The 17,768-nt window shown below is 62.9% G+C and carries 16 protein-coding genes; 4 read left to right on the top strand and 12 right to left on the bottom strand.

Annotation, left to right across the window (positions count from 1 at the left end):
- The first annotated feature begins 65 nt into the window (after positions 1–65).
- A complete protein-coding gene (locus FEZ60_RS24450; RefSeq protein ID WP_033237068.1) occupies positions 66–2,225 on the top strand; it encodes a transglycosylase domain-containing protein in 2,160 nt (719 codons plus the stop codon).
- 118 nt (positions 2,226–2,343) lie between these two features.
- Positions 2,344–3,180, top strand: a complete 837-nt coding sequence (locus FEZ60_RS24445) for a mycofactocin-coupled SDR family oxidoreductase (protein WP_033237069.1) — start codon at positions 2,344–2,346, stop codon at positions 3,178–3,180.
- Positions 3,181–3,191: 11 nt separating this feature from the next.
- On the opposite strand, the gene FEZ60_RS24440 is transcribed toward FEZ60_RS24445, so the two are convergent.
- Complete coding sequence (locus FEZ60_RS24440; RefSeq protein ID WP_033237070.1) at positions 3,192–4,466, bottom strand: YbjN domain-containing protein; 1,275 nt, start codon at positions 4,464–4,466, stop codon at positions 3,192–3,194.
- 121 nt (positions 4,467–4,587) lie between these two features.
- Positions 4,588–5,322 carry an MBL fold metallo-hydrolase gene (locus FEZ60_RS24435; RefSeq protein ID WP_033237071.1) on the bottom strand — a complete coding sequence of 245 codons (735 nt, stop codon included), beginning with the start codon at positions 5,320–5,322 and terminating at the stop codon, positions 4,588–4,590.
- Positions 5,323–5,410: 88 nt separating this feature from the next.
- On the opposite strand from FEZ60_RS24435, the gene FEZ60_RS24430 reads away from it, so the two are divergent.
- Entirely contained in the window at positions 5,411–5,956 is a 546-nt protein-coding gene (locus FEZ60_RS24430; protein WP_346343404.1) for a hypothetical protein, read from the top strand.
- Here FEZ60_RS24430 and FEZ60_RS24425 read toward each other — a convergent pair.
- The 8 genes from FEZ60_RS24425 to FEZ60_RS24390 form a co-directional block, all read right to left on the bottom strand.
- Positions 5,921–6,583, bottom strand: coding sequence for an enoyl-CoA hydratase-related protein (locus tag FEZ60_RS24425; RefSeq protein ID WP_045065928.1), 663 nt, complete (start codon positions 6,581–6,583; stop codon positions 5,921–5,923). The genes FEZ60_RS24430 and FEZ60_RS24425 overlap by 36 nt on opposite strands.
- The gene (locus tag FEZ60_RS24420) at positions 6,580–7,239 is read right to left on the bottom strand and encodes a TetR/AcrR family transcriptional regulator (RefSeq protein WP_045065926.1); all 660 of its coding nucleotides are present in this window, start codon (positions 7,237–7,239) and stop codon (positions 6,580–6,582) included. The genes FEZ60_RS24425 and FEZ60_RS24420 overlap by 4 nt, the downstream gene beginning before the upstream one ends.
- A 193-nt stretch (positions 7,240–7,432) precedes the next feature.
- A complete protein-coding gene (locus FEZ60_RS24415; protein ID WP_172937205.1) occupies positions 7,433–9,154 on the bottom strand; it encodes a CocE/NonD family hydrolase in 1,722 nt (573 codons plus the stop codon).
- A gap of 13 nt (positions 9,155–9,167) precedes the next feature.
- Complete coding sequence (locus FEZ60_RS24410; RefSeq protein WP_172937204.1) at positions 9,168–10,109, bottom strand: MBL fold metallo-hydrolase; 942 nt, start codon at positions 10,107–10,109, stop codon at positions 9,168–9,170.
- Between the two features lies 1 nt (position 10,110).
- On the bottom strand, positions 10,111–11,028 hold the full coding sequence (locus tag FEZ60_RS24405; RefSeq protein WP_095887497.1) for an alpha/beta hydrolase: 918 nt from the start codon (positions 11,026–11,028) through the stop codon (positions 10,111–10,113).
- Positions 11,029–11,040: 12 nt separating this feature from the next.
- The gene (locus FEZ60_RS24400; RefSeq protein WP_045065919.1) at positions 11,041–12,168 is read right to left on the bottom strand and encodes an FAD-dependent monooxygenase; all 1,128 of its coding nucleotides are present in this window, start codon (positions 12,166–12,168) and stop codon (positions 11,041–11,043) included.
- 14 nt (positions 12,169–12,182) lie between these two features.
- Positions 12,183–13,136, bottom strand: a complete 954-nt coding sequence (locus FEZ60_RS24395) for an aryldialkylphosphatase (protein ID WP_045066811.1) — start codon at positions 13,134–13,136, stop codon at positions 12,183–12,185.
- A gap of 57 nt (positions 13,137–13,193) precedes the next feature.
- Positions 13,194–14,207 carry a phosphotriesterase gene (locus tag FEZ60_RS24390; protein WP_172937203.1) on the bottom strand — a complete coding sequence of 338 codons (1,014 nt, stop codon included), beginning with the start codon at positions 14,205–14,207 and terminating at the stop codon, positions 13,194–13,196.
- A 148-nt stretch (positions 14,208–14,355) separates the two neighbouring features.
- On the opposite strand from FEZ60_RS24390, the gene FEZ60_RS24385 reads away from it, so the two are divergent.
- On the top strand, positions 14,356–14,943 hold the full coding sequence (locus FEZ60_RS24385) for a TetR/AcrR family transcriptional regulator (RefSeq protein WP_045065917.1): 588 nt from the start codon (positions 14,356–14,358) through the stop codon (positions 14,941–14,943).
- A 12-nt stretch (positions 14,944–14,955) separates the two neighbouring features.
- Here the strand turns inward: FEZ60_RS24385 and FEZ60_RS24380 are convergent, their stop codons facing one another.
- Positions 14,956–16,617, bottom strand: coding sequence for an MFS transporter (locus FEZ60_RS24380; protein WP_172937202.1), 1,662 nt, complete (start codon positions 16,615–16,617; stop codon positions 14,956–14,958).
- A 222-nt stretch (positions 16,618–16,839) separates the two neighbouring features.
- Positions 16,840–17,763 (bottom strand): LysR family transcriptional regulator, encoded by a 924-nt coding sequence (locus FEZ60_RS24375; RefSeq protein WP_172937201.1) that lies wholly within the window; start codon positions 17,761–17,763, stop codon positions 16,840–16,842.
- Positions 17,764–17,768: the final 5 nt, after the last annotated feature.

Here is a 17,768-nt window from a genome sequence, read left to right as displayed (position 1 = left end):
CTGATCGAGACAACACCCTGGTGCAATGATGCTGTGAGGTCATGTCCCCGACCGGGAGTGTGTAAGTGAGTCCATCGAACAGATCGAATGCGGCAGGTGGTGCTGCATCGACTTCGCGTCGCTCCGGCAACCCGGGGAAACCGGCCAAGAAGAAGCGCTCCAAGTGGCGGTTCGTCCGGCGGACGATCTACGTGCTCGTACTGCTCATGATCATCGTGCCCGCGTCGGTGTTTGCCGTTGCCTACAGTCGCACGGAGGTTCCTCGTCCCGCTGACATGCAGACCAAGCAGGTCTCCACCATCTACATGGCCGACGGCACCACCGTGCTCGGGAAGGTGGTCCCCCCGGAGGGCAACCGCACCGAAGTTGCGTTGTCGGCCATTCCGATTCATGTTCGCGACGCCGTCCTCTCCGCCGAGGACCGCAATTTCTACACCAACCCTGGCTTCTCGATTTCGGGATTCGCGCGCGCGGCCCGCGACAACATCATGGGCAAGGAAAGCGCCGGCGGTGGATCCACCATCACCCAGCAATACGTGAAGAACGTGTTGGTCGGCGACAAGCGCAGTATCGACAGAAAGATGCGTGAGCTTGTCATCTCCGCCAAGATGGCGCGCGAGTGGTCCAAGGACGACATCCTTGCGGCGTACCTGAACACCATCTACTTCGGACGCGGTGCGTACGGCATCGCAGCGGCGTCGAATGCGTACTTCGACAAGCCGGTCAGCGACCTGACCGTCGGCGAAGGCGCTGTTCTCGCTTCCGTGATCCAGAGTCCCTCCTTCCTCGATCCGGAGACCAATCTCCCCGCGCTCGAAGCGCGATGGAACTACGTGCTCAACGGAATGGCCGACTTGGGGACACTCGCCAAGGCGGATCGTGACGCGATGACGTTTCCCGTTGTCGCCGCGGCCAACCGCCCCACTGATCTGAATCAGGCTCCCGGCCCGGAAGGCCACATCAAGACGCAGGTCCTCAAGGAACTTGCCGAAGCCGGTATCAGTGACGAGACGCTGAACACGGCAGGCCTACAGATCACGACCACTATCGATCCTCAGGCGCAGGAAGCCGCGCTCAACGCGGTGAGCAAGAACCTCGACGGAGAACCGGAGGAACTGCGCACCGCGGCGGTATCCATCAACCCACGGACCGGTGGAGTTTCCGCCTACTACGGCGGCACGGACGGCGCTGGTTTCGACTACGCCCAGGCGCCGTTGCAGACGGGTTCGGCGTTCAAGGTCTTCGGACTGGTGGCCGCGTTGATGGAAGACATCCCGCTCTCGGCCCGCTTCGACAGTTCGCCGCTCACGATCAATGGTGTGACCATCGGAAACGTCGGCGGTGAATCCTGCGGAACCTGCACCATCGCGGAAGCGCTGAAGCGTTCGCTCAACACCAGCTTCTACCGCCTGATGCTGTCGATGGAGAACGGTCCGCAGAAGATCGCCGACGCGGCTCACCTGGCCGGTATCCCCGAGCGAATTCCTGGGCTCGACTACCCCACCCTGACCCAGGAGGGTGACCCGCCGGAGAACGGAATTGTGCTCGGGCAGTATCAGTCCCGCGTCATCGACATGGCGTCCGCTTATGCAACTCTTGCCAACTCCGGGGTCTACCAGCAGCCGCACTTCATCCAGAAGGTGGTGACGGCCGAAGGTGAAGTTCTACTCGATCGTCCGGTCTCCCCCGGTGAGCGTCGACTCGACGCTGCCGTCGCCGAAAACGTCACGCAGGCGATGCTGCCGATCGCGTCGTACTCCAATGGACACGCGCTGGCCGGTGGTCGCGCCGTTGCTTCGAAGACCGGAACCGCTCAGCTCGGTGACACCGGTCAGAACAAGGACGCCTGGATGGTCGGTTACACACCGTCCTTGTCCACGGCGGTGTGGATCGGCACTTCCGATGCCCAAGCCATCACCAACTACAACGGCGGCTTGATCTACGGTTCGGGGCTTCCGGCCGATATTTGGAAGAGCACCATGGACGGCGCTCTCAAGGGGTCCGACGTCGAGACCTTCCCGTGGCCGGATCCGATCGGTGGACAGGCCGGTGTTCCCGCCAACTCCGGTGCGACGTCGCCGAACGACCGCAGCACTGGGGCGGCTACCCCGCCTTCCACCACGCTGAATATTCCGGGGTTGCCGCCGGTGGAGATTCCGCAGATCCCGCAGCGGCCCCGTTCGATCGAGATCCTTCCCGGCATCGTCATTCCGTTGCCCGGCTGACCTTTTGCAGAGCGGCGATCTTCGCAGATCGCCTACCTGGCGACAGGCGGTGACGTAACGTGATGCGCGAGTTGCAGAATGCACTCGGGCGTCGTCGCACGGTCGAAGGAGCAGTCGAATGGGTCAGCTGGACGGCAAAGTTGCCTTCATCACCGGTGCCGCGCGGGGTCAGGGACGCTCTCATGCAACAACATTGGCGCAGGAGGGCGCGGATATCATCGCGATCGACCTGTGCGATCAGGTGGGATCAGTGGGATATCCCCTGGCCACTGCCGAAGATTTGAACGAGACGGTTCGGCAGGTCGAAGCACTGGGTCGTCGAATTATTGCCACCCACACCGATGTTCGTGATTCAGCCGGCTTGAGAGCCGCAGTCGACGAGGGCGTTTCGCAACTCGGACGCCTCGACATCGTGCTCGCAAACGCGGGCATCGCGAGTTTCGCTCCGGCCGAGAACCTCACCGACGACATGTGGGACGACATGATCGCGATCAACCTCACCGGTGTGTTCAAGACAGTGAGGGCCGCGCTGCCGCATCTCGAGGCACACGGCGACGGTGGCGCGATCGTCCTCACCAGTTCCACTGCCGGGATCAAGGGCCTGGGAAACCTGGCACACTATGCCGCTGCCAAGCACGGCGTGGTTGGCCTGATGAAGTCGCTGGCGAACGAGCTTGCGCCGCACATGATCAGGGTCAATTCGGTACACCCGACGGGCGTCAACACCGACATGATTCACAACGAATACACGTACGCGCTTTTCCGCCCGGACAAGAAGCCATCCGAGATCACTCTCGATGATGTCAGTGACGCGTTCCGAAGTTCGAATGCGCTCCCTGTCCGGTGGGTCGAATCAAGCGACGTCAGCAACGCCATTCTGTGGTTGGTCAGTGATGCCGCACGCTACGTCACCGGGGTTCAATTGCCGGTTGACGCTGGTTCGGTCATCAAGTGATTCCGTCTGAGTTACTGCGTGCCGCTACCTTTTCGCGGAAGAACGACAACGCGCAGTGCTTGGCGTAGGTGGGCAATCGTCTGAGTCCACGCGAGTTTCTCGCCGGTGCACAGTTCGATATCTTCGCCGCCGACTGCGACAGCGTTTGTCAGGGCGTTATGCCACTCGGCTTCCTGTTCCTGACTGATGCGCAGATACTCGAGGATGGTGTCGCGGTCGCGTCCGCAGATTTCTGCGACGTCGTCGGCGGTGAGTCCCCCGCTTTGGTCGGCGTCGAGTTCGAGGATGGACATGAGTGCGGGCGGAAACTCGAAGCACTCGTGCCATTCGACGGCCGATCCGTCAAAAACCGCGCTGAGTCCGTCGCTGTCCGATCCATCGGTGGCGGCGAACTCCCCGCCTGCTCGAATAGGTTGCCCGCCAAGCTCTTCGGCGAGCTCTTCCGATGCGTCGGCCAGTTCGGCAAAGGATCGGATCGTTCGCAGTAGATGATCGGGTGCAAACGGAGCAGCATCGACCCTGGCGACGCCGAGGACGCTTTGTTCCACCAGGATGAGCTTGATGGTGGGCCACTGTCGATTGAGCTGGGACAGAACAAGAGCGGCATGGTTTGTGTCGGGTATCGAGTGAACAACCCGCGAAAACACTTCTACGTACTGGTCGTCTTCGAGCACGCGGACATACGTGATCTGCTCGCCGCGAACGAGCGGGATGTCGCCGTCGTCGTCACGCTCGGGGGTGTAGTCGAGAAGCCGGCCAAGGGCGTTGTCGACCAACTCGTTCAACGAATCGTATTCGCTGGCCTGATTCTGACCGCTGTCGAAGGCTGGAATGTCTTCGCGGCCGCTCACCTGTACACGGAGAAAACTTGGGTGCGCGATGCTCCACATGTCGCCGAGCACCCGCAGTGCTTGGGCGACCACGCCGTCGGGCCGGGAACGATCGACGTCGATGTAGAAGGACATGGAGCCGTTGCCGGTGGCGTCGTGCTCGCATTGGTCGGGGCGATTGAATCCCCAGCCGATCAGCGACTCGTGATCCTCGGGTTCAAGCATCCGCAAGGGGTGCAGGAACTGATTGGACGGTACCTCGCACCTGACGCGGGTCTGGTCCCACGCGAAGAACTGGATGCAGGCGGGGGCGTAGTCGAGGTTGTCTTGCGAGTCGTGCTGCGACTCCACGACCAGGGTGTCGTTGTCCTGCATTGCCGCGATGTATCGAGACACACGAGCCCCGAATGCAGTCCATGCGGCAGTGATCTCGAGATCGAAAGTGTGCTCCGACATCGACGCTCCTTCACGGGTGGGGTTCTTACCGGTCAAGGGGCTTGTCGACGTTTTGTGAACCCCTGCCGTCAAGCCCTTGGCGTGAGAGTAGCGGTTGGGGCCGACAACTTCAGCGAGGCGCTTAGTCCATCCGAGAAAATTTTTCGGTTTCGTTGTCGAATCGTTCTTTGTAGGCCGTCGCCAGATCGTGGAGGGCGCCGACGCAGTCGCCGTAGAAGGTCGGTGCGTGCATGGTGGCAAGAATTCGTGGTTCGAGGTCGGCGAGGGCGCGGATGGTGGGTGCGAGCGCCGGCGTCAGGGCTGTTGCATGCCCTAGATCTTCGGCCGCAAGGGCGGGGCCGACGATTTCCTGTTCGGTTGTTGCGGGCGGGGGTCCGAACGCGGTGAACAGGTCGCCACAGAACAACGTCGACGTTGTCTCCTCGAACATCAGACCTGCGTCCCAGCCGTGCGGGACGTGTGGGGTGTCGATATGGCGTACGCGTCGGCGGCCTGTTTCGAGAACATCGCCGTCCTGCAACGGAACTGGCATTCGGTCGGCTAGATCGTTGACCTGGACGAAGCACCCCATTGCGCAATGCGCGACCTGCGCGCCGGGGGCTGCGGCGAGCCACGAATTCATCGCCCCACACTCGTCGGCTTCGACATGACCGAACGTGATCCATTTCAGCCGGGCTGGGTCGAGGAGACGCGACAGTGCGTCGGACGACGATGTGAACAGCGCTCTCTGCCCGGTGTGGAAGAGCAGTGGTTCTTCACCGTCGACAAGAAATTGGTTCATCGCGAGGTTCGCTTCCGGAACGAAGGTCGAGAGTCGGTAGATATCCGGGGCGATCTCGGTGATCGTTGTGCTCATCGCTGTGCTCCGATCAGGGCTGTAATTCCGTGATCTCCAGCTTTCTCGTCGCTCAGTCCGGGCACAAGGCTCTGGAATAGTGGAGGACGTGTATGTACTGCTGCTGACAGGCCCGCCGGGCGCGGGGAAGAGTTCCGTCTCGACCGCGCTTCACGATCGACTCGGCGAGGCCGGCGTGAGAAACGCGATGATCGAGGTTGACGAACTGGAGCGGTGTTACCCGCCACTGGGAACCGAGCGAGCCATCGCGCACGTCGAGATGCTGTGCACGTCGTACCGTGAGGTGGGTTACGAACTCCTGTTCCTCACCGCTACCGTCGAAGACGACGACTATGGGCGTGCTCTGCTGGCCGCGACCGCGGCTGACGGGCACCTGCTGGTACGGCTAGAGGCCGATACGGATACGTTGCGCAACAGGATCATCGAGCGTGAACCGGCCAACTGGGCAGGGTTGGAGCAGCTGGTGGAAGCGTCACGACTCCTGGCCGGTTCGATGCCGTCGTTGATCGGAGTTGACCTGGTTCTCAGCACCGAAGGTCGAGACCCCGAAAGTGTTGCCGATGACGTGGAAGCGTCTCTGCGAGAGCATTATCCGTCGTTACGGGCGCTCAGTGTGCAGAGCGGTGACCACTGAAGCGAACATCGTCGATTTGATGGAGCCAAGTGTGCCCGGATTCTTCGGGCCGATCGGTGCGACGATGTCGATTGCCTTGGTGGTCAGCGCTTCGGCGGAAGCCGTGGCGTCCACCAGACCTGCAGCAAGCGCGTCGCTTCCGCCGTACCGCCGCCCGGTGGTCATGGCGACGACGGCCGATGCAGGACTGAGTTTGGCCTGAATGAGCGCTGCCATTCCTTCGGTAAAAGGGATGTTGATGTCAACTTCCGGGAAGCAGTAATAGCCTCGATCGTCGCGCATGACGCGGTAGTCGTGCGCGACCCCGAGCATTGCGCCCGCTCCGAAGGCATGACCGTTGACTGCGGCGACGGTCGGCATCGGGAACGTCAGCATCCGCGCGAACAATGATTGCACCTGCTGCACATACCAATTTGCCTTGTCAGTGTGTGCGCCAAGCCAGTCGAGATCGAGTCCGTTCGAATAGAACTTACCCGTTGCCGTGGTGACCAGGGCGTGTGCGCCTTCGCCCAGAGCCTGGTCGAGCAGCTTGTCGACGGAGTCGAGCCAATCCGGGGAGAAGCGATTTTCGTCGTCGCCGAGGTCGAGGACGGCGATCTTGTTTTCGAAGCCGAGCGTAGGGGTCATGATTGACCTTTCGTGTTGCGGGACTTGGGGAGTGGTGGGTCGAGACGCAGAACGGCTCGAACAGCAGCATCCAACCGCGCGCGTGCTGCTGTATCGGGTACTCGCCAACCGTCGGCGCGTTTGGCCGGGTGGATGAGCAGTCCGGTAGGTAGGCCGACAACACAGGCTTCGATTGCTTCGACTGCTCTTCCGTCTTTACGGCCCCAGAGTGCCGTCGACAACCGGATGAACAACTCGACGAGCGCCCGGTCGAGTTGTGTGAGTTGCTCTGCGATATCGGCAGGGACGTCGGTGCCGAGTAGTTCGTCGCGCCTGATCGTCAACAGAAGGAGTGCGGAATGTGGGTAATCCAGCGCGAAGATCGCCGGCACTTCCGCGGCGGCGACCACTGCGTCGACTGCGGCGGACGGTGAGGGATTACGCAGGGTGTCATCCACTCTCGACTGCTGGAGTGCGAGAAATCGCTGTGCGGCGCGTAGCCACGCGCTACCGACCAGGCCACTGCGAGAACCGAATGCGTGATAGATCGCGCCGTTGGAAACGCCGGTTGTATCGGATACGGCTCTGACCGTGACTGCGGCCGGCCCGGCAGTGGCGGCGAGATTTTCGGCAGCATCGAGCAGTGTGTCGAGATCGTGGACGCGTGGCCGAGGCATGAACGCACAGTAACAGAGCGCCTGCTCTGTTACTAGTGCGTGGTCGGATCATGCAGCCGTCACAGCCTGCTGAAGTGAGCACCCCTTCTGCAAAGCTCGCACCCCTTCCAGAGCCCTGGAAGGGGTGCGAGCTTGATGAAAAGGGTGCTCACTCGGCCAATCTGCGCTGGCCAATCGCGCTGGCCGTGCGCGGCTAACTAGTCGTGGTCGTGAACGGAAGCACGAGCCGTGAGCGATGCGCCGCGTCGCGGTAGATCTTATGAGTGACGGGACGACCGACGGGCAGGTGGAACGCGTCCGGCGGGAGTAGCGCGTTGTGCTCGTCTGCCAACGGTTCTGCGTTGGACAACTCCACTGTGAGCTTGTGGCCCGGCTTGAAGGTATTCGCGAACGGATAGAGGCGCAGCACGTACTCCTCGATCTTGCCCGGCTCGACCGGCACCGCACGGGTGTGTGGGTGGTGCGGGTTGCCCTCGGTGGTTCGCTCGTCCAACTCGCGGTGCGAGGCCTTCAGATAGCCGGAGGTGATCAGCTGACGCTTACCGTTCGGGGCGTAATCCCACAGGCGCAGAATGAAATTCGAATCGATCTGGTCGATCTCCGCAAAGATGTGCGCGGCTCCGGTGCCGATCATCTCCGTGGACTCCTCGAAAACCGGTGTGCTCCAGGCCAGGATCTCGACCTTGTCGGTCACGGTGAGTGGGGCCTGGTAGAAGCCGTCAGGGGCGGCGTACTCGGCGCCCATCGGCTCCGGTTCGGTAGCGAGTTTGTGACGCGGGCGCAGGTACAGCGACTTGTACTCGATATCCTTTGGTGGCCACTGGTTTCCGGTGGCCACCTCGCGTGAGCCTTCGACGAAGACGCTCACGGCTGGCTCGTCCATGACACCGTTGTCGATGCCCTTGATCCAGTAGTCGTACCAGCGGAACATCTTGTCGTGCTCTTCGATGAAGGGGCGCGACTGCATCGGCGGGTATGGGCCGATATCCAGCTTCTTGGGACCCTTCAACGCGTCGAAGAGCTCGATCGTGCCGTCCATCGTCCAGCCGCGGCCCTGGTCGATCTGCAGGTAAACCGGGATATCGATGTTGGGGGCCAGGGTGATCGGGTTGCGCTCCTCGTACCAGTCGCCGTCCAACTCGTTCATCACGATGTCGAACCAGGCTTCGTGGTTCTTCGGATAGTTCAGCACGTGAACCAGATTCGGCCAGGCGGCGACGTCGGGATCCTGCAGGCGCTCGGCGACGCGTTTCTTGACCTCTTCGGGGCTGTACGTCTCGAGCATGCGGGACTTGACGTTGTCGGTGAATGCCCAGCCGGAGTCGCCGCCGCGACCTTCACGGGCGGCGCGCGGCATGAACCACATGATGCCACCGTGGTAGGTGGTCTCGTAGAAGTCGTAGTGGCCGCCGCTCACGAAGATCGCCTTCAGATGCGGCGGACGCTCGGTGGCGGCCAGCACCTGCATGGAGCCGAAGTACGAGATGCCGACCATGCCGACGTTTCCGTCGCACCACGGCTGTGCCGCAACCCATTCGATGAAGTCGTAGGCATCCTGTCCGAGCGAGACGCCACCGGCGTTGTAGTTGCCGATGTGCTCGCCTTCGGACGCACCGGAGCCGCGCAGGTCACCGATGACGTGAACGTAGTCCTCGCTGACGATGCGCGCGATGTCGCCGGCTTCGATGCAGCCGTCCCACATCGGGCTGGGGCGTCGTTGCGGCGGCGTGGTCAGGGCAAGCGCCTGCAGCTCTTTGCCGTATGGGCTCAGTGCAACGAGTGCCGGCCGCGGTTTTCCGTCGACGCCCTCGTAGGCGTCTGCCGCCAACTCGATCCCGTCGCGCATCGGGATCCGGAGATCTTTGCGGATGTGGATTGCCTGTCCACCTGCGTTGAATGTTTCGAATTCGGCCATGGGTCAACGACTCCTATTCTTCTTCGTCGTACTGAGTGCGGTAGCCGTGCATCGTCGTGAAGAACGGGGACGGTTCGAGGGTCGGGTCGCCCTCGTAGCCGAGTTTGTCGGCGACAGGTGCAAACGGTGAGTACGCCGAGTCCGTCTCCGGCAGACCGCCGCACAGGCACTGGTGCGCTGCGCCGCGGACGCCGACCTCGATGTCGACACTCTCGCGCAGTGCCTCCGACGCCTGGTCGCGGTCGAGTTCGACGCCGTAGGCGACGCCGTCGGCCCGGCGGTACGGATGCCCCAGATACAGGTGGTTCGGGCGGATCTCGTCACGCAGGTACTGAAGACTCGACCGGTACGCGAGAGGATCTTCGTAGCCGGGGAAGCCGTTGGCCGCTCCGTGGACCTGCACGGCGTCGCCGACGAACACATCGTTCTGGCCGTCAACCACGTAGGCAACAGATCCGGCCGTGTGGCCGGGGATGGAATGCACCGATACGGTGACACCGCCACCGAGGGAGAGGGTTTCGCCGCCTCGAACCAGGATGGACGGCTCCATCTCGCCGGAGATGACTGCTTTCGTCGACGCTATCTGCTTCTCCACACCCTGCGGGTCGTCGAGGTATCGCCCACGCCCCGTCAGATACTCGTCGACGTGCGCCTGCCGCGAGCGCAACAGGTGTGCGTCGGCCTCGTGGATCACAACCTGCGCACGCCTGCCCGTGAGTTCCCACAGAGCGTGAGCGCCACCGATGTGGTCAATGTGGCCGTGAGTCAGCAGGATCCAGCGAACATCCTCGATTCGGCGTCCGATTGCCTCGAGTGCCGGGGCCATTCCCTGCGCCGGCGACGACGCGATCCCGGTGTCGACGATTGCGAGTTCGGGGGCGTCGATCAGGAAGCTGTAGAGGCCGAATCGGCCCCACGGCGAGACGAGCGGATGAATCTTCACGTCGTCTGTCATGTCACTCACCGGTGGAACGAATGAAGGCGGCAGTCTCCCCGAACACCTTGTGGTACTCCGGGATCCAGGAGAAGTTCTGCGCGAACCCGTGGTTGGCACCGGCATAACGGCTCACCGTCACCTCGACTCCGGCTTCCTTCAGGCGCTGGCCGTACAACTCGCCCTCATCACGCATCGGGTCGTACTCGGCCGTGACGATCAGTGCCGGGGGTAGCCCGGAAAGATCCTCACGCTTGATCGGTGAGACGAGCGGGTTCGCCGCGTCCGCACCGCTCTCGAAGTAGAAACTGTTGAAGCCCTTCAGTCCTGCCGTCTCCACGCCGTACCCTTCGGCGTTCTCCCGCAGGGATTCGTAGCGATCGACGTCGAAGTCCAGATCCAGCGAGGGGTAGAGCAGTACCTGGTGCGTGATGCGGTCGAATCCCTCGTCGTGTGCCAGTGCGGCGACGGCGGCAACAAAAGTGCCACCAGAACTGTCGCCGGCCAGTGCGAGAGTCTTCCCGTCCCACTTCAGAGCCTCGCCGTTCTCCGCTGCCCAGCGCACTACCGCGTGGCAATCCTCGAGCCCGGCCGGGAAGGCCGCCTCGGGAGCGAGACGGTAGTCGACGGAGATGACCTTGAGTCCGGTCTCCTTCGCGAGGTTGCGCGCAACGTGGTCATGCGTGTTCAGGCTTCCGAGGAAGAACGCGCCGCCGTGGAAGTACACCAACAGTCCGTACGCGTCGGCGTCGACCGGTGTGTAGATCCGGACGGGCACATCGCCCGCGGTCGTGTCCTCGACAGCGTGCAGTGGCAGACGTTCTTTCAGCGGAGCTACGTGCGTCTCATCGCCGGCGCGCATGAGCGCCGGGTCGAGCGGTCCCTCGGGCGGGGCCGGCAGGGTGGCGATGAGCTCAGCGATCTGGGGATGCAAGGGCATGTCGTGGCTTCCTTACTTGGTCGCAGCCGGCTGAGCTGCCGTCTTCTGGCCGGGGAACACGTCGTTGACTTCGTCTTCGGTCCAGCCCTGACGCGAGATGCGCTGCAGCTCGTCCGTCACCGGCTTGCGGTTTGCCTGGTACAACGCCAGTGCTTCCTTGACGGAATCTGCTTCCTTCAGAGCGTCGGCGAGACCGCCGGCGTCCAGGATCGCCGAGTTCGCGCCCTGGCCCTGGTGATGCAGCATCGAGTGGGCAGCGTCGCCCACGAGGGCAACAGAGTCGGTGTGCCACACGTCAACCGGGTCGATGTCGTAGACCGCGCGAATGCTCACCGTGTCCATGTCGAGGTCGCGAGCGATGTTCACGATCCGCTCGTCGAAACCTTCGAGTGTCGCCAGGATGTCTTCCTTGGTGATCGTCGGCGCCCACGTGCTGTCCGGGCACAGCGCCGTGATGTCGAAGGAGACCTGGCCGCGGTGGCGCAGTGGCAGCAGGTAGACCTTCGTGCCCCGTCCGATGTACATGCGGAGGTTGTCGTCCGTCGCCATCCCGTAGGCGTCGTCAACCGAGATGACCGTGCGGTACGCGTGCTCACCGGAGAACACGGGGCCCTTGTCGCTGAAAAGCTGTTGACGCACAACCGACTTGATGCCGTCGGCGCCGATGACCAGATCGGCTTCGACCGTGGTGCCGTTGGTGAAGGTGAGGACGGAGCGATCGCCCTTGTCCTCGAGGGTCTCGAGTTTGTGGCCGAGATGCACCATGCCTTCGGGGAGTACGCCGAGTAGAGCGTCGATGAAGTCGCCGCGGTGGATCAGGTGAGTCTTGGTGCCCTCGGTGTCGCCGGGGACAGCGGGCCACTCCTCCTTCATGATCGGATCATTTGTGCCCGTGAGGATTTCGAAGTAGTCACTCGGTGAGCTGACCTGCGCGACGGCGTCGAAGATGCCCCACTGGCGGAAGCGATCCATGGTGGACGGACGCAGACCGATGCCGGCGCCGACCTCCCGGATCTGGCTAGCTTGCTCGTACACGTTGACATCGGCGCCGAGCAGGCTCAGGGCCTTGGCTGCCGCAGCACCGGCGTATCCCGCGCCGACGATGGCGATTTTCAGGTTCTCGAGCTCTGAAGACTGCATTGTTCTTGTCCTTGTCAGTTCTGGATGGTCAAGAAGTCGGCCGGGTTCTCGACGAACAACTTGGTGATGGTGGCTTCGTCCAACCCGGCTTCGCGCAGGTCGGGAATGAGGTCTTCGAAGAGGTAGTTCAGGGTGTGGCCCTTGACGCCGGGCCATCCGAGCGGGCTGCAGTTGGCGTCGACGCCCGCGAGTGCCTGATCCAAGTGGCCTTTGCCGAGGAAGCGCAGGAAGTGGTCAAGACGCTCCTTGCGGGGGCGCGCCCAAAACGGGGGGTCCGGGAGTTCGGTCTCGTAGCCGAACGTGTCGAAGCCGACGCGTCCACCCTGTTCGGCAATCCAGGTGTCACGCGTCTTGTCGGCGTTCACACCGTCGTCGACGTGCCCGAACAGCACCCGATCCAGCGGCAAGCCCTCGTCGTTGAAGATTTTGATTGCGTTCTCGGCGTCGATAGCCAGGTGCGTCAGGATCGGCACGCCGGTGCTCAGCGCAGCGCGAGCGGCCGCGCGGTAGATGCGCTTGTCCAGATCCGTCATCCGGCCACCGCGGCTTACGCCGACCTTGATGACACCGGCCTTGCTGCCGGTATTGCCGATACCGACGGTGATCTCGTGAACGAACTGACTGGTGAGGTACTCGACGCTTGCTCGTTCGAAGAACGGAAGTGCGGTGTCGCCGCCGACAAAGCCGGTGCACGCGATGATGTGGACGCCGGTCTTGGCGGACAGTGACTTGTAGTAGTCGACGTCACGGCCGTTGCAGATTCCGGTGACGTCGACGAAGGTTCCGCCGCCGTACTCGTGGAATTTCCGAAGCTTGGGGACGGTCTCGGAGTACCGCTCCTCGGGGGTCTTCCACCACTTCGTGTCCAGCTCCGAGCCCGGCATGCCGTACCCGATGTGCTCGTGGATGGCCACGATCCCGAGTTCCTCGGCGGGGATCGACCCCAGAACGGTGTTCACTCTCGACACAACACTCACCTCTAAGAAGATTCGAAAATTGGATGGTTATCCGTTGTCGCGGTGGGGTCAGCCCACGGCTCGCGTCGACGTAGCCCCTGACGCACTGAGCAAGTCGCGCGGGTTGTCGACGAGGATGCGTTGCACATCCAGCTCGCTCAGCCCCTGCGCTGTGAGGGCGGGGACAAACGTCGACAGGATGTAGCTGAACGGCAGATCGTTCCCGGGATGACCCTTGGCGACGCCGGTTGCGTTGCTGGAGAGCAGAATCCGGTTTCCGTAGCCGGCCTTGACCAGCTCGCCAACCAAAACGGCACGCTCGGCGTCGGTGATGTGGACGTCATCTGCTGTGCCTACGTGGTCCAGTGCGACATAGGCGCCGCGGCGGGCGATTTCGGCCGGGGCGCCGGCGGCGACGGCATCCTTGCGGTCGAGTCCGCCGACGATGACGCGCTCTGCCGGCAGCTTCTCGTCCGCGAGGATCTCGAGGTCGGCAACCGCATCGTTGCCGTAGCGAATGGAGACAGGGGCGCCGGTGGCGAGCGCGGCGCGGGCCGCTCCGCGGAACAGGCTTTCCTCGGTGGCGGTCATTCCCTCGTGATTCGCGGCGGTAGCCACCAATCCGGGGATGCCGCGACGCTCTACGCGCGGAATCACCATGCCATCGGTGATTTCCTGAGTGAAGAGCTCGGCGAACTTCTCCGCCGGCCAGGGCGTCGGCGGATTGGTCTGCGGCGTAAGGAAATAACCGCCGAGCATCTCCTCCGGGCCGAGGCCGGTCGACGTGACGATGTGCACGCCGGTGGTGCGTGAGAGAGCCTCGTACAGTTTGACGTCGCGACCGTGGAACATGCCGGTGGCGTCGACGATCGTCGCTCCGCCGTGTTCTCGGAAATCCTTCAGTTTGTCCGCCAGGGTCTCGAAGATGTCGGCGCGGTCCAGCGTGATGTCGAATGCGTATTCCGCACCCGGAAGCACTGACAGCAGTGCTTCGTGGACCGCGACAACACCCAACTGGTCGGCGGGAACGGGGCCGAGAACGGTGTTGACGGTGTTGCCTTCAGCGATCTGGTCGACCTTCATCGGCATTTCCTTTCGTCATCGTCATGCCTGCATGACGTGGTAGCGATCACAGTAGCCATTAACATTACAAAGCGTCAAGTGAGTTGGTTAACAGACATCTGACTTGTCGCACTGATTTGTGGCTTTGCTGCGGCTAGAATCTGTGGCCATGTCGCTTCGCGCCGCTCAAAAACAGATGACCTACGAGCTCTTCCTTGCCAAGGCGCTGGAATTGTTCGGAGAGAAGGGTTACTCCGCGACCACGATCGACGACATCGCGTCGGCCGCAGGTTCGACCCGGACTACCTTTTACCTGCACTTCTCGTCCAAGGCCGACGTGATGAGTGCGCTGCTGACCAAGGTCGACGCGATCCTTACCGCGGCCGACAACCCCACACTGACCGCGGTGGTTGCCTCCGGCTCGCGAGGCGAGATCCACGCGTGGCTCGACCGCAAGTTCTCCCAATGGGACGAGATCAAGCCCTACCTCACCGCGTCCTACGAGGCGTCATACGAGCCGGACGTCGAGGCCAAGACCGAGCAGTGGTTCGAGTCCGCCGTCGAGGACATGACCGCGGGGCTGGACACGGCAAAGCGTCTGCCGGCCGACCGGCGCCGGATCCGCTGCGTGCTGGCTTTCGGTCAGCTCGAGCACCTCTCGCGGCGCTACTTCTCCATCGGCTGGCGGACCCCGCGCGAGATCTGCCTCGACGAAATCACCGAATCCTGGTGCTACCTGCTCGCAGCGGACAACTGAGGTTCACCGGCCTTATCGGACGTTGACGTCGTCGGCCACATTGGCGATCTCATGCAGTACGTCGGTGCCCAGATCGACTGCGGCTTCGGACTCCGGGCGGCTTCCGAAGAGTCCGAACAGGGTCAGGACACCGGACGCGGCAGCGCACAGCGCACACACCAGGAACGCCAGGCTGTAACCGCTACCGAGCGACGAGAACGCCAGATCGCTGATCGGGGAAGGCATTGCGAGCATTGGATTGTCAGGTCCGGGTGCCAGGCTCGGATCGGTTGGCACCGGAATGACCGGCATCGAGTTGAGCGCCATCGCGCCGCCCTGCTCGCCGATCCCCATGACAGCGCCTGCATGAGCCTGACCGAGATCGGATTCACCGACAGCCGCGCCGAGGCCGTCCCTGACTTCGTTGTTGGCGACACTGTTCGCAATAGCGGCGACGAGAACGGGTCCGAGCGCAAAGCCGAAGTCACGCAACAGGTTTGTCGTGGCACTGGCCATGCCGGCCAAGCGCAACGGCACGGTGTTGATGGCCACCGCGGTGATCGACGCGACCGTGAAGGCGAACCCGACGCCGAGCAGCAGCATCGGCACGATGAAGTCCGTCCACGTCGAGGTCTGGACGTCGAACTGCGAGCAGATGAAGCCGGCGATCGCGATCAGTGCAAAGCCCGACGTCAGCACCCAACGCGGTGAAACGCTGTGGATCAGGCGGGATACGAGCGGCACCAGCAGGAACGCGGGACCCTGGATGACCAGGAACAACACGCCGATTTTGAGCGGTGAGACATGCTGAACCGCACCGAGCCAAATGCTCATCGAGAAGCAGAGGCCCAGGAACGCGAACATGCCGACGACGGCGGTGATACCCGAGATCGCGAAGACCCGGTTGGCAAACAGATTCAGGTGCAGCAGTGGCACTTCGGTGCGCAATTCGATGACGACAAACGCGGCCAGGGATACGACGCCGATGACAAAGCCGACGACGATCGTGGTGTTGCCCCAACCGATCTCGGATCCCTGCGTCAGTGCCCAGAGGAGGGCGATCAGGCCGACCGCCAACGTTGCCTGGCCGGGCAGGTCGAGCTTGCGGCCCTCCGGCGACGACGAGTCCTGCGCGCCCAGTGAAACGACAAACGAGATCAGTGCTGCGGCGATCACTGCACCGAAAGCCCAACGCCAGCTGCCGAATTCGGTGAGCACGGCGGCCATCATCGGTGAGAGTGCGGCACCGAGGGACAGGAAGCCCGCCCACAGTGCGATCGCCCTGGCGCGGGCCTGGGCGTCGGGCGCTGCAGCGGCGATCATCGCCAGCGAGATCGGGTAGAGCGCGCCGGCGCCGATGCCCGCGATGGCCTGGCCGATCCACATCAGGTGAACTTCCTGCGCACTTGCACACAGGGCTGCGCCGACGACGATCAGCAGCGCTCCGCCGAGTAGCAGTCGTTTGCGGCCGAACATGTCGCCGAGCACGCCGAAGGTCAGTTCGAACACCACCATCGTCGTGGCAAAAGCGGCGCTGATCCACGTGAGTTCTGCGCCGGAGATGTTGAAGTCCTGCTGGAAGGTTCCGTTCAGGGCGCCGGGCAGCGAGTACGCCACCTGGGCCACCATGACGGCCAGGCATGCGGCTACGAGAGTCGCTACGTAGCGCGATGGCCGCGCAGTCGGGTTACTCATTTCTGTGAGCTCCTTGCTCGAGGATTCCGAACCGCCCGATCGGCAGTCCGAGCGCGCTTGTGATACGTGTCACGCACTGAGTGAGCAAGGTGTCACATCGGTTTACTCTCTGTCAAGCGAATTCTGTATCGCGGGTAATGGTGGACAGAGCGAGCATGTTTTCGGCAAAGTTCACACCCCTTCCAGCGCGCTGAAAGGGGTGTGAAATCGAGGAAAAGGGTGCTAGCTGGGCGCGGCTACTTCGACGAGAATCCCCCGCAACCAGGATTTGAACTCGGCATCGGCCAGGCGTGGGTTCCACACCATGTCGACGACGAGCGGTGCGACCGGTAGCGGGAACTCCTCGATCCGCAGGTCAACCCGCTCCGCCATCGCGACCGCGACGCGATAGGTGTGCAAGGCAACTCCACCGGCCGTTGCCACCAGGTGCGGGATGAGCAGGTGATCGGAGATCAACGTCCCGATGCGGTAGTCCACTCCGTGCGCGTCCATCGAGGCGTACGGCGGCACGCGGTGACGGGAGTCGTAGGTGACATGAGGCAACGACGTCAGCAGTTCCAGTGCAGATGCCTCGGGGTGGCTGTCTCGGTGGGCGATCACCACCCACCGGTTCTCGTACAGACGCTCGCGCGGGTACGGCGAATGAAAGGCTTCTGACAGAAGTACGACGTCCACGCCGTTGTCGGTGAAGTCGGCAGCCTGTGGCGCGACAAAATTGCGGATGCGCAGCGTCGCATTCGGGGCCCGCTCGGCGATCAGTCTCGCCAACTCCGCCCCGACCACGAAAGCGGTGCTGGTAGTCATCGCAACTGTGATGGTGCGGCTGTCGTGAGCAGGGTCGAAGCCCGGGAAGTTCACCACTCGGGCAGTCTGGCGTAGCACTTCACGCAATGGATCGATCAGCTCCAGCGCGCGCGGAGTGAGCACCAGTCCGCTCCCCTGCCGCACGACCAGATCGTCCCCGATCATCCGGCGCATCCTGCCCAGGGCGTGACTCATCGCGGGTTGGGTCATGCCAACCCTTGCGGCGGCTCGCGTGACCGAACCCTCTTCGAGCAGCGCAAGCAGCGGTACCAGCAGGTTGAGGTTGACCCCGCCGAGGCGCTCCAGGCCGAGATCGCCCTCGTGGTTCCGGGGTTGGTTCATCCACA

Origin of the sequence: Rhodococcus sp. MS16 (assembly GCF_013277795.1) — a bacterium.
Classification (GTDB): domain Bacteria; phylum Actinomycetota; class Actinomycetes; order Mycobacteriales; family Mycobacteriaceae; genus Rhodococcus_F; species Rhodococcus_F globerula.
The sequence above is the reverse complement of the archived record's forward strand: the minus strand, read 5'-3'. Positions and strand labels throughout refer to the sequence as shown.

Excerpts from the sequence above, each read along its gene's own strand:
- FEZ60_RS24400 (WP_045065919.1), bottom strand. The coding sequence starts at position 12,168 with ATGCAGTCTTCAGAGCTCGAGAACCTGAAAATCGCCATCGTCGGCGCG.
- FEZ60_RS24425 (WP_045065928.1), bottom strand. The coding sequence starts at position 6,583 with ATGACCCCTACGCTCGGCTTCGAAAACAAGATCGCCGTCCTCGACCTC.
- FEZ60_RS24380 (WP_172937202.1), bottom strand. The coding sequence starts at position 16,617 with ATGAGTAACCCGACTGCGCGGCCATCGCGCTACGTAGCGACTCTCGTA.
- FEZ60_RS24390 (WP_172937203.1), bottom strand. The coding sequence starts at position 14,207 with ATGAAGGTCGACCAGATCGCTGAAGGCAACACCGTCAACACCGTTCTC.
- FEZ60_RS24420 (WP_045065926.1), bottom strand. The coding sequence starts at position 7,239 with ATGCCTCGGCCACGCGTCCACGATCTCGACACACTGCTCGATGCTGCC.
- FEZ60_RS24415 (WP_172937205.1), bottom strand. The coding sequence starts at position 9,154 with ATGGCCGAATTCGAAACATTCAACGCAGGTGGACAGGCAATCCACATC.
- FEZ60_RS24385 (WP_045065917.1), top strand. The coding sequence starts at position 14,356 with ATGTCGCTTCGCGCCGCTCAAAAACAGATGACCTACGAGCTCTTCCTT.
- FEZ60_RS24375 (WP_172937201.1), bottom strand. The coding sequence starts at position 17,763 with ATGAACCAACCCCGGAACCACGAGGGCGATCTCGGCCTGGAGCGCCTC.
- FEZ60_RS24405 (WP_095887497.1), bottom strand. The coding sequence starts at position 11,028 with ATGCCCTTGCATCCCCAGATCGCTGAGCTCATCGCCACCCTGCCGGCC.
- FEZ60_RS24410 (WP_172937204.1), bottom strand. The coding sequence starts at position 10,109 with ATGACAGACGACGTGAAGATTCATCCGCTCGTCTCGCCGTGGGGCCGA.
- FEZ60_RS24435 (WP_033237071.1), bottom strand. The coding sequence starts at position 5,322 with ATGAGCACAACGATCACCGAGATCGCCCCGGATATCTACCGACTCTCG.
- FEZ60_RS24440 (WP_033237070.1), bottom strand. The coding sequence starts at position 4,466 with ATGTCGGAGCACACTTTCGATCTCGAGATCACTGCCGCATGGACTGCA.
- FEZ60_RS24445 (WP_033237069.1), top strand. The coding sequence starts at position 2,344 with ATGGGTCAGCTGGACGGCAAAGTTGCCTTCATCACCGGTGCCGCGCGG.